11 protein-coding genes are annotated in these 12,051 nt (G+C 36.6%); 2 read left to right on the plus strand and 9 right to left on the minus strand.

Features of this window, described 5'->3' with window-relative positions:
* Window positions 1–17: 17 nt before the first annotated feature.
* The 8 genes from ACH3O9_RS12675 to ACH3O9_RS12710 form a co-directional block, all read right to left on the minus strand.
* Window positions 18–530, minus strand: a complete 513-nt coding sequence (locus tag ACH3O9_RS12675) for a DUF2007 domain-containing protein (protein ID WP_416440987.1) — start codon at window positions 528–530, stop codon at window positions 18–20.
* Window positions 531–536: 6 nt separating this feature from the next.
* A complete protein-coding gene (locus ACH3O9_RS12680; RefSeq protein ID WP_416440989.1) occupies window positions 537–1,265 on the minus strand; it encodes a hypothetical protein in 729 nt (242 codons plus the stop codon).
* A gap of 67 nt (window positions 1,266–1,332) precedes the next feature.
* The gene (gene pheT / locus ACH3O9_RS12685) at window positions 1,333–3,759 is read right to left on the minus strand and encodes a phenylalanine--tRNA ligase subunit beta (RefSeq protein WP_416440991.1); all 2,427 of its coding nucleotides are present in this window, start codon (window positions 3,757–3,759) and stop codon (window positions 1,333–1,335) included.
* Window positions 3,760–3,891: 132 nt separating this feature from the next.
* Window positions 3,892–4,806, minus strand: coding sequence for a tetratricopeptide repeat protein (locus ACH3O9_RS12690; RefSeq protein WP_416440993.1), 915 nt, complete (start codon window positions 4,804–4,806; stop codon window positions 3,892–3,894).
* A gap of 303 nt (window positions 4,807–5,109) precedes the next feature.
* Entirely contained in the window at window positions 5,110–5,301 is a 192-nt protein-coding gene (locus ACH3O9_RS12695) for a hypothetical protein (RefSeq protein ID WP_416440995.1), read from the minus strand.
* Between the two features lie 166 nt (window positions 5,302–5,467).
* Window positions 5,468–7,573, minus strand: a complete 2,106-nt coding sequence (gene recG, locus ACH3O9_RS12700) for an ATP-dependent DNA helicase RecG (RefSeq protein ID WP_416440997.1) — start codon at window positions 7,571–7,573, stop codon at window positions 5,468–5,470.
* An 8-nt stretch (window positions 7,574–7,581) separates the two neighbouring features.
* On the minus strand, window positions 7,582–7,974 hold the full coding sequence (locus tag ACH3O9_RS12705; RefSeq protein ID WP_416440999.1) for a helix-turn-helix domain-containing protein: 393 nt from the start codon (window positions 7,972–7,974) through the stop codon (window positions 7,582–7,584).
* Window positions 7,975–7,983: 9 nt separating this feature from the next.
* Window positions 7,984–8,280 (minus strand): type II toxin-antitoxin system HigB family toxin, encoded by a 297-nt coding sequence (locus ACH3O9_RS12710; RefSeq protein WP_416441001.1) that lies wholly within the window; start codon window positions 8,278–8,280, stop codon window positions 7,984–7,986.
* 165 nt (window positions 8,281–8,445) lie between these two features.
* On the opposite strand from ACH3O9_RS12710, the gene ACH3O9_RS12715 reads away from it, so the two are divergent.
* Together ACH3O9_RS12715 and ACH3O9_RS12720 are read left to right on the plus strand one after the other, a co-directional pair.
* On the plus strand, window positions 8,446–10,518 hold the full coding sequence (locus ACH3O9_RS12715; RefSeq protein WP_416441003.1) for a M1 family metallopeptidase: 2,073 nt from the start codon (window positions 8,446–8,448) through the stop codon (window positions 10,516–10,518).
* Entirely contained in the window at window positions 10,515–11,435 is a 921-nt protein-coding gene (locus ACH3O9_RS12720; RefSeq protein ID WP_416441005.1) for a patatin-like phospholipase family protein, read from the plus strand. Before ACH3O9_RS12715 ends, ACH3O9_RS12720 begins: the two co-directional genes overlap by 4 nt.
* 5 nt (window positions 11,436–11,440) lie before the next feature.
* Here the strand turns inward: ACH3O9_RS12720 and ACH3O9_RS12725 are convergent, their stop codons facing one another.
* Window positions 11,441–11,851: an RDD family protein gene (locus tag ACH3O9_RS12725; protein WP_416441007.1), complete on the minus strand. Its 411-nt coding sequence runs from the start codon at window positions 11,849–11,851 to the stop codon at window positions 11,441–11,443.
* Window positions 11,852–12,051: the final 200 nt, after the last annotated feature.

Here is a 12,051-nt window from a genome sequence, read left to right on the forward strand (position 1 = left end):
TTTTTGACCCGGTTTTTCTATTTTCTAAAGTGATTAACTACTGATATTGTACAGAAGATAAGAATGAAGGAGCTTAGAGCAATTCGCCAAATTGGGAGTGTTTCCCCGTGAATTAGCGGCAATAACCTCCACATTGAATAAATGATTAAACCAATGTTCAATATTAAGTTTATTGTTGAGCGTTTGCCTTGTTTAGGATCTTTTTTAATTAAAGGTCTGTCTGTAGATTTACTTACATCATCTTCCTGCTCAAGTCTACTTTCTGTGGCTTGCTCGTCGAGAACATTATCAGGTATTTCGCCTTCATCAAAAGCTTTTTCTGTAATGCGTTTAGCCCTTACGAGATTTTCTTTTTCTACAAATAGCAAAACCTGATCTGTATAGCCTACACCAAAACCTGCTCTCAACGAACTCTCATGATCATCTCTCACTACAACGTGAATGCCTTTCTCTGCCAGAAGATTTTTTAAATAGTTCACGCTTATTTGAGAGCCTGTATAAATGCGCTCATAATTTGAGTCTTTTATCATGAAAGTTTATTGTGCTTTATCATATTTACTTTGCCATATGGCAGTGTTAAAATTCTTCCCAAGAGCAAAACCGTAAAAAATAACGATAGCCGCAATAGATTTAAACATAAAAAAGAAAACCATTACATCCTGACTTACTGTTTGCTTTTTAGTAAATAGGCCGTCAGGAACCATTAGCGTTGCTAAAATGCTGGTAAGCAAAACTAAAACTGCCAGATTCTCGAAACTCTTAAATGGCCACATCATAAGTTTACGCAAAGGGTGCAGATCATTACCCCATTTGTGTACCAGGTAATAATAATCATTACCCATAGGTGCAAATAATAATGGGTCATCTGTTTTGCGTAGCACAAACATTTTTGAGGGAGCAACAATTTTAAACCCTTCAAGCTTCAAATAATGTTCTCTCTCAAGCGATTTAATCTCACTCAGGGTTTCTGCGTGAAAATCTCCTTTAAAATATTTAGTGTCTAAAAAACGCAATCTGTAATTGATGCAGATCGTCTTTATATTGTTTTTGTGAAAAATACGATCTGCTTCTAAAAGATCAAAATTAAAGAGATTCTCAATTTCATCTCCTTCGGCATTTTGTAATGTTTCAAGTATACGTTCTTCTTTGTCTGTGTCTTCTTTTAGTATGCGTCTTACTTCATCTAAAATATGGTTTTCACCTAAATTTCGCCTGCGTTCACGAAGTAGCTTTTCATGAATATTAGTCCTCTTCAATAGCATCATATTTTTTTTAATACTCGTAAAGTTAACTATTTACCTCAATCTGAACAATAGGCCAAATGCTAAAGTATTAGCGCAGCGAAGCTCCTAATTCATTCTCAAACCTGTACTGCAATTTACTCATGATCTTATCGATTTGCTTATCTGTAAGCGTTTTGTTTTCGTCTTGCAGCGTAAAGCTTACGGCATAACTCTTTTTACCTTCAGGTAAATTCTTGCCTTGATATACATCAAAGAGATTTATAGCCTTTAAAAGCTGTTTTTCGGTTGATTTTGCCAGGTTATATACTGTTTCAAACTCTACATTTTCATCTAACAACAGAGCAAAATCACGTCTTACCGCGGGATATTTTGCAATAGGTTTAAACGAGATGTCATTATGTTTAGCCAGACTTACAATCGTATCCCAATTAAAGTCTGCAAAAAGCACTTCCTGATCAATATCAAAATGCTTAAGAAGTTTCTTAGTAACGGTTCCAAATTGCACCAACTGGTTTTTACCCAGAGTAAGTTGAATACCTTCTGCAAAATTTTGATCTTTTATGGGTTTTGCATTAAACCCGCTTAAGCCCAAACGGTTTAGAATAGTCTCAACCACACCTTTTAAATAGAAGAAGCTGGCTGGTTGATCTGCATTAGTCCAGCTTTCTGCATTTCTATTGCCGCTAACCAGCAACGTCAAATGATTTTTTTCTTCTCTGTCTGATGAATAGTTGTGATAGCTTTTGCCGAATTCAAAAAACTTAAGATCTGTTTGTCTTCTGTTTATGTTAAAAGCGACCGCCTCAAGACCTGAAAAAAGCAAGGATTGACGCATGACCGAAAGATCATTACTTAACGGATTTAAAATCTCTACATTATGATCAGGGTTGATAGATTCGCTTAACTCCGCGTAAGCAGGCGTTGTAAGCGAATTACCCATGATCTCGTAGAAACCAGAAGCAGCTAATTGATTGCCTACAACATTTTGCACCTTATAATCTTCAAAGCGGCTGCTGCCGGAAATTGAAGCGTTGAGTTTTTCTGTAAACTGAATATTGTTATATCCATAAACACGCAGAATTTCTTCAATTACATCAACCTCGCGTCTCACATCATTACGGTAAGCGGGAATAGTCATCCCTATACCAGATTCTGTGACGTTGTTGATTTTTATTTCGAGTGAAGAAAGAATTGATTTTATTGTCTCCTGGGGTATTTTTTCACCTATGAGTTTATTGGCATTTTTAAAGTGAAGAAACACCTGGTGATCCTCGATCTTTTTAGGGTAAATATCAACAATGTCACTGGTTACTTCACCGCCTGCAGTTTCCTGAATTAAAAGAACGGCTCTCATTAAAGCATATTCTGTTATCTTAGGATCTATGCCGCGCTCAAAGCGAAAGGAAGCATCAGTATTAAGGCCGTGACGTTTTGCAGTTTTTCTTACGCTTACTGCGTCAAAGAAAGCACTCTCCAGGAATATAGATGTTGTGTTTTCTGAAACACCACTATTGAGGCCGCCAAAGACTCCTGCTATACAAAGCGGTTTATCTGCATCACAGATCATAAGATCTTCTTCATGCAGCTCGCGTTCTACCTCGTCAAGGGTAGTAAATTTAGTTCCGGCAGCAACAGTTTTTACATTTATCTGTCCTCCGGAAATTTTTGCAATATCAAAAGCGTGAAGTGGCTGGCCCAGCTCATGCATCACATAATTGGTAACATCTACCACATTATTTTTAGGAGTTATTCCTATCGCTTTTAGTCTGTTTTGAAGCCAATCTGGCGATTCTTTAATAGTTAGACCCGATATTGAAACACCGCAATACCTGGGCGCTCTCTCGTTGTCAAGAACTTCTACAGACATCTTTTGTGTGCGGTTGTCTATTCTAAAAGCACTTGTAGATGGCGTTATAAATTCTGTATTTATATCTAGTTGAATTAACCCTGCTCTTAGGTCGCGAGCAGTACCTAAATGGCTCATGGCATCTGCGCGATTAGGTGTGAGGCCTATTTCAAAAACTTTATCATTTTCAACTTTATAGACAGATGCTAAAGGTGTTCCCGGTGCAAGCTCTTCATCAAGTACAAGTATGCCTTCATGACTCTCGCCAAGACCAAGTTCATCTTCGGCGCAGATCATCCCATTACTTACTTCGCCTCTTATTTTACCTTTTTTAATGGTCCAGGGTTCTCCTTTATCGTCGTATAAAGTTGTGCCTACAGTAGCAACTGGTACTTTTTGTCCTGCTGCCACATTGTGTGCACCACAAACTATTTGTACGGGGTCTCCAGTACCCAGATCAACTGTAGTAAGTTTTAATCTGTCTGCATTAGGATGCTGCACACAGGTAAGCACGTTGCCCACCACAATGCCTTCTAAGGCACCTTTTACAGTTTGAAAATTTTCAATGCCTTCTACTTCAAGACCAAGATCTGTTAATAATTCACCGGTTTTTTCTGCTTCCCAGTCAATATTTAAAAACTGTTTTAGCCAATTGTATGAAATCTTCATTTGCTCGTTTTTCGGTTTGCAAAGATAGTTTTACCATTGTTTTTAGCATAATTAAATTGGGACGAACTATTACAAGAAAAAAGCGGAAGGTTTTTAATGTCTTCCGCTTTAAATATTCTCTTTAATTTTTTTCTAATCCTGTTTTTTAAAGTTCATTACAACAACTTCATTTTCTGCCTCATTATCATCTAATTCGTTAACAGACCAGTCTACCATTTTATCTTTTTTTGTAATTACATGTCGGGCTTTTTTATCTTTTCCATCTTCTTTAAAGGTTTCTAGGAATACTACTTTCTGCGCACTGTTTTCTTCGATTGTTAGTGTTGAAGGTTGTAGGCCTGCATATACGCCACTTCTAGCATAAGCCAGATCATAAACATCATCAAGTGCATTGTAAGCAATAATTCTAGAACCTCTGTATGTACCTTGAGTATCATACATTTTACCGGTTATAATTGTATTGTCATCATTGTATGACCATTTCATGGAGCCGTTATAAGGAGGCGCTTTAATACCATCTACAATGTCGTAAATTTCCATATTCCAATTTCCATCTACAAAGTCAAAAACTGCTGTTTTACCATTGAGTTTTGCAAGATTAGACTTTGAAGCGATAAGAATATCTTTAGCTTCAGATGGGTCATCCATAGCTTCTATTGCGGCTACAGACTTTTTTAAATATTCTGTGGCTTTTTCATTTTCCCCTTTGTTCATCAGAAACTCACCGTAAGAATCTAAAGGATTTGCCTCTTTAGGATAAGTTTTGATTTGCTCAAGAAAAACCTTTTCTGCCGCATCTTCATCTTTACCTTCCATCAGGATTTGATAGCCTAATTGATTGAGCGGCTCTGTCATGCCGGTGTACTCATCATCCTTATCTGCTTCTTTGTGATACGCAGCAATAGCAGCATCAACACCTTTTTCTTTGTACTGTTGATACAGTTTATCGTTAAAAGAAGTTTCTGTATTTTCCTGACCAAATGCGGTAGTGAGAGAGCAGATAAGCAGAAAGCTTATCACATGTTTAAGTTTGCTAAAAGTCTTCATAATTGTTCAATTTAAAATTGGTTTTTATGAAGGGGTAGTGTTTAGAATAACAAAAGAGGGAATTTAAAGTTAATCAATTTAATGAATTAAATGTCTGAAAATCAGTATATAAATTCTAAAAATCGGCTAAAAAGGGGCAATTATCGGAGTTTTGATCAAAATATCGTGCTAGTACTAGATAATACTGATATTGGGAGAGGTGATTCTTAAAAAATAGCATAACTGTTTCATACAAACTATTATGAGATTTGTGAACAGTTAAATTTTGGCTATCGCGAAAAAAGATTACCAAAAAATATCTGCTTAGACAGAAACGCTCAGCATTTTTTCCTGTGAGTGAGAGATACTTTCTAATAATCGCTCCACAGACTTTTTCTTGTATTTTTGGTATAGATTCTCAGAAGATTTTACATTGTATTTTCTCCCAAAAGAAGCAGTAATGAGATAGATCAATAAAAAGCAAAAGACCAGTTTTAGTTTGATAAATGAGTTCATAGAAGTAGCTTTAAGTTCAAAAATTGGGGGGAGAATTTTAATTTGCAATCAATTAATATTGCCAATTATTATTTCTGATGTTAAAATTAACTTAAAAACTATTTACTCTCAAATTATACAACTTAAAATTTCTGTTGATTATATTTAATTGAATAAAACGCAATTATTAGCTTATATAATTCCATATATTTTTATATTTCATCATTTGGGCATAAGTATATTTAATAATCTTGTTTTCAGGCAGGGAAAGAGAAGGATCTTTTTTAATAAGTTCTGAAGCATAACCACGAGCTATACTCATGATATTGTTATCGCGCACGATATCTGCGATTTTAAGATTTAAAATGCCACTTTGTTGCGTACCCATGATATCTCCGGGGCCGCGTAATTTTAGATCAACTTCTGCAATTTCAAAACCATCATTAGTGCGTGTCATTGTCTGCAAACGGGTTTTACTGTCTTCAGAAAGTTTGTGCCCGGTCATGAGAATACAATAACTTTGATCAGCCCCACGCCCCACGCGACCTCTTAATTGATGTAATTGTGAAAGACCAAAACGCTCTGCGCTCTCTATGATCATTACAGAAGCATTGGGAACATTCACACCTACTTCAATCACGGTTGTAGCGACCATGATCTGTGTTTCACCATTTACAAAACGGTTCATTTCAAATTCTTTGTCGGCTGGTTTCATTTTACCATGAACAATGGAGATTTGATATTGAGGCATGGGGAACTCGCGGCTTATACTTTCGTAACCGTCCATGAGATCTTTATAATCTAAAGCCTCGCTTTCCTGAATTAGCGGGTAAACAATATAAACCTGCCTTCCTTTTTTTATTTCATCCCGAATAAACCTGAAGACTTTTAATCGGTTAGAGTCAAATCTGTGAACCGTTTTTATAGGTTTTCGCCCCGGCGGCAATTCATCAATGATCGAAATATCCAGATCACCATAAACACTCATCGCCAAAGTTCGTGGTATAGGAGTGGCGGTCATTATCAAAACGTGCGGCGGATATTCATTTTTGTGCCAAAGTTTACTACGCTGCGCGACACCAAAACGGTGCTGCTCATCAATAACCGCAAGCCCCAGGTTTTTAAATTTCACCTTATCTTCAAGCAGCGCGTGAGTGCCAATTAAGATATCAAGCGAGCCGTTTTCTAAACGTTCATGAATATCTCTTCTTTTTGAAGTTTTAGTTGAACCAGTTAACAGTTCAATACTGGTTCCTAATTCTTTACACAAATCTACTAAACCCGTATAGTGCTGTACTGACAAAATTTCAGTTGGAGCCATTAAACAAGCCTGAAAACCGTTGTCAATAGCGATTAACATTGACATAAGCGCTACAATCGTCTTACCCGAGCCTACATCACCTTGCAGCAGTCTGTTCATCTGTGCCGGGTTGCCCAGATCATTGCGTATTTCTTTAATCACGCGCTTCTGCGCATCTGTTAATTCAAAAGGTAGATGCTCTTTATAAAATGTGTTGAAATTCTCACCAATTTCTTTAAAAGGATAACCTTTTATTTTGGTTTTATGCAGTTGGTTTTTGATGATTAGTTGCAACTGAAGAAAAAATAATTCTTCAAATTTTAATCGGTATTGTGCGTTTGCCAGTTCATTTTGAGATTTCGGAAAATGAATATTAAAGAAAGCTTCCCCCTTCGGCATCAATTTTAACTGCTCGAGAATGGGCTGAGAAAGTGATTCAAAAATGTCGTTTTTAACCTCTAAAAAGAGGTTTTGCATCAAAATATTCACCACGCGATTGGTAACACCTTTATTGCTTAATTTTTCGGTAGAAGGATATACCGGCTGCATGGCGGTGCGCAAACTTTTCTCGTGCTCTTCCAGCAATTCCATATCAGGATGGGCGATATTATAGATTAGTCCAAACTTTGAAACCTTGCCAAAAATCACATATGGAACATTCAGCTTTAAGCTTTCCCTAATCCATTTTTGACCCCGAAACCACACAAGTTCCATCTCACCAGTTTCATCTTTAAAAGTTGCAACAAGTCGTTTTGAGCGATTTTCACCTACTGTTTTTAAATGCGTGATCTTACCAATGATCTGCACATCTGCAGAAGTAGGCTGCAGCTGGTTTATTTTGTAATACTGTGTTTTGTCTATATAACGATTGGGGAAAAGGTTAAGCAGGTCCTGATAGGTATGAATGCTCAATTCTGAGCGTAGCAAATTTGCCCGGTTAGGGCCTACACCTTTTAAATAATCAATTGGGGTTTGCAGTTTTCCCGGATTCATGTAAACGTTTATACGGTTTTACCTTTTGGTATTTCCTTTTCTAGTTGGTAGTCATTTACAAGCACTGAAGCCGAAATATGTAAAAGTCGTTCTAATTCCCTGATCATATCTACAGTCAATCTTTTCTTCTTATTTAAGATTTCTGAAACACGACTTTTCCCTCCAATTATGCCTACCAAATCTTTTTGACGCATATGTAATTCTTCCATTCTTATTTTTATAGCCTCAATAGGGTCTGGCGCTTCAATAGGATAATTTTCATTTTCATAATTATCAATCAATAAAGACAAAACTTCTGCTTCATCACCGTTTTTAGTTCCTACTGGTGCATCAAAAATAACATCTAAACGTACTAGAGCGTTTTGATAATCGCTTTCTGTTTTGATAGGTTTTAATTCCATAAATTTTGCTTAAACAGTTTCTGCATCAATTTTATCATATTCAGCATGAGTACCTACAAATCTTATAAAGGCCCATTGTCTTTCATAATTAAACTTAACAATCAACCTGTAAGAATTGCCTGTAATGTTAAAAACCACTCTGCTGTTTTTTAGAATGCTCGCATTAATATAAGTCTGTTTTACATCATTGGGTGAAAGCCAATTTGAGTTTTTAGCTGTATCGTACCACGTTTTTAAGTACTGTTCAGACTCAGCATGACGCTCCCAAAATTCACGTAAAGTACTTTTAGCAATGATTCGTTTCATCAATTCTAATGTAAAACAAAGATAGGAATAGTTCTCAAAAATAGAACTATTAAAATAAGAGAGCTATAAATGCTTACACTACCCAAGTTAAAACAGCATTACCCACTGCAGCTTATCTGCTTTATCAAATCAAATCCTTAATTTGGTCACACCAAAAGGTTCTAAATGAAATTATATGCAGCGCTGCTATTTGTACTTTTTACATTTTCTGCATTTAGCCAGCAAACAGATGTTGTAGATTTTGAGCATATTACGGCAGATATTTCTCTCAATTTTAAAGAAGAAACCGTAACCGGCAACATGATTATTTCGTTTAAAACGAAAAAAAATACAGATTCCATTTATCTGGATGCTAAAAATATCACTTCTTTCGAGGCAAAAATCGGTCAAAAGAAGCTAAAATCCGGCTTTGATAAATCTCATTTGATATTCAAAAAAAGCTTTAAAGCGAATGAAACTTATGACATTTCGCTCAACTATTCTGCAAAGCCAGACCGTGCGCTTTATTTTGTAAACAACGAGGGGAAACCACAAATATGGACGCAGGGTCAGGGCAAATACACCTCAAACTGGTTGCCTAGTATTGATGATATGAACGATAAGATCGAGTTTGATCTTAATATTACAGCGCCTAAAATGCTTCAGGTAATGGCAAACGGTAAACTAACTGATATTTCCGAAAAGGGAGAAAGCAAAACTTGGAATTACGATATGCAACATCCTATGGCAAGTTATCTCGTAGCTTTCGCCGCAGGTGATTATGATAAAGAAGTTCTTGTTTCAGAATCCGGAATTCCGCTAGAGTTGTATTATTATCCTGAAGATTCTTTAAAAGTTGAACCTACTTATCGCTATTCTAAGCAGATTTTTGACTTTCTTGAAAACGAAATAGGCGTTCCTTTTCCGTGGCAAAATTATAAGGAAATTCCCGTAAAAGATTTTCTCTACGCCGGGATGGAAAATACAACCGCGACCATTTTTAGCGATACATTTATGGTAGATAGCATTGGCTTTACAGATCGCAATTATGTAAATGTAAATGCGCACGAACTGGCACATCAGTGGTTTGGCGATCTGGTGACCGAAAAATCTGGGACGCATCACTGGCTGCAGGAAGGTTTTGCGACGTATTATGCTTTTCTAGCCGAAAAGGAGATTTTTGGAGAGGATTATTTCTATTGGCAACTCTATCAAACTGCAGAGCAGCTAAAGGAACTAAGCGATCAAGGCAAGGGCGAAAAATTATTGAACAGCGGTGCGAGTTCGCTTACTTTTTACCAAAAAGGAGCCTGGGCGTTGCACATTTTACGAGAAGAGATAGGGGATGAAGCCTTTAAAACAGCTATCAGAAATTATCTGGAAGCACATAAATTTGACAATGTAGAAACTTCAGATTTTATCGCTGCCGCGGAAGAGGCCAGCGGGAAAGACCTGACCGATTTTCAAAAAAACTGGCTTAATCAATCTGCTTTTCAGGCTTCAGAAGCACTTGAATCCCTTAAAGAATCATCCTTCATTAAAGATTATCTGCTTGTCAACGGACTGCGTAAAATTCCTTTCGATCAAAAAGAAGAGCTACTAACACAGGCACTTACTCTTCCCAATGATTACATTGGGCAGGAAGCAATCTATCAATTAGCCAGTGAACCTTTAACCGAGACATTGCCATTGTACAAAACAGGATTTGAATCAAATAATTTATTTGTGCGCCAGGCGATTGCTGTTTCACTGGAGACGGTTCCGCAGGAATTAAAAGCAGGATTTGAGACTTTGCTGGATGATGATTCTTATGTAACAAAAGAAACTGCTCTGTACAAATTATGGATTTCTTTCCCCGAAAATCGGTCAAAATACCTTAAAAAGCTCGCTGGAATCAACGGATTTTCAGACAGGAATATAGAAACGCTGTGGCTCGCTCTTACAATGGCTACGCCCGATTATGATAGTCAAAACCGCGAAGCGCGATATACAAAGCTTTTAAATTATACAGATTCCAGATTTCCGTTTGAAGTGAGGGAGCATGCTTTTCAATATTTGTATCAATTACAGTTGTATGAGACGCAAAGTTTGGATAATCTCGTTTCCGCTTGTGTACATTATAATTGGCGTTTTGCTCAATCCTCAAGATCAATTCTTGATATGTTGCTTAAAGATCCTAAGTGGAGAACAGCGCTCAATGATCTAACCGGTTTACCACGAAAGGAAACCGATTTTTTAAATAAAAAACTACAGCAATGAAAGCTTTGGTAATTTCAGGTGGTGGGAGTAAAGGCGCCTTTGCGGGCGGGGTAGCCCAGTATCTTATAGAAGAGCAAAAGAATAATTATGATATGTTTTTAGGCACTTCTACCGGTAGTTTGCTCATCTCACAACTCGCCAATAATAAAATTAACCGGGCTTATGAGATGTATACACAAGTGAACCAGCACACTATTTTTGATGTAAATCCTTTTAATATTAAACAGAAGGGAAACCGGGAATATGTGTCTATCAATTATTTTAATACAATCTGGCAATTTATAAGGCGTAAACGAACTTTTGGCGAAAGCCGAAATCTGCTAAAGAATATCAAAAAGAATTTCTCCCGCGAAGAATTTGAATATGTAAAACGCAGTCCTAAAAATGTGATCGTTACTGTTTCTAACCTCACAAAGAATAGTGTTGAATATAAATCTATGGATGACTGCAGTTATGAGGATTTCTGCGAGTGGGTCTGGATTTCCTGCAATTACGTGCCTTTTATGTCATTGGTCAAGAAAAACGGAAATGAGTATGCAGACGGCGGTTTTGGCTGTATAGTACCAATTCGTGAAGCTATTCGCAGAGGAGCGACAGAGGTGGACGCCATTATTCTGGAATCTGAAAATATGGAGCATAACAAGATTTTGGGTAAAAACCCATTTTCTCTCATGGTAAACCTCTTTAGTTTTTTAATGGATCAGGTAGAATATCACGATGTGGTGGTAGGTAAACTTGCCGCGATCAATAAAGAGGTGCCTTTAAACCTGTATTATACTCCTTCAAAACTCACCGAAAACAGTTTGATTTTCAATAAAAAATTAATGACCAACTGGTGGCAGCAGGGGTGGGATTACGCGGCTGAAAAAGCCAAACTAGCGCAGGATAATAAATTAAAGGATCTGGAAGCGGGCTGAGTAATCTAGTTTATATTTCCCTTATTTATCACGTAAGTTTTAGAAATAGAATCGTGCCATCCTGTATCTGAAACTAAAAAGGAGATTGCTTCAAAAGGAATTAGTCTGCAAATATTACGAACAACTAAAGTTTTGAAATCAGGTTTATTTCCGTTTTCGTCTATAACTTTTGTTCCAGTAATGAACTTGCCGGGTGTTTGTGAAAATGCGTATTCAAAAATTATGTAGTACATTACAAAAAGAATAGCTTGATTCAATAAACGTAATAAAGAATTACCCTTTTCTTCAACTAACCCGAATGACTGCAACCATATATGCACGACTACAAAAAGAATAGAAAATAAAATCGCATCTATAATGTAATTACCAAATCTGGTTGCTTTACTAGCATAATCTATTAATAATTCATCCTCCATTTTTTATCATTTAAGGTTTATTCAAAATGTATTTTGAATTACTAATATACTTTTTCCTAATAAATTAAGACGAGGTTTTTCGTAACTAATCAATTTTTCAATTAAAAAAGCGAGTTTTTGATGAGAAAAGGGAGGTTTTTGTAGAAACGAAGAGGAATGAGCGCAAAGTGATTATATAATATTCAGCTGATTTCTCTTCA

It is taken from the genome of Leeuwenhoekiella sp. A16 (genome assembly GCF_047946675.1).
Taxonomy (GTDB): Bacteria; Bacteroidota; Bacteroidia; order Flavobacteriales; family Flavobacteriaceae; genus Leeuwenhoekiella.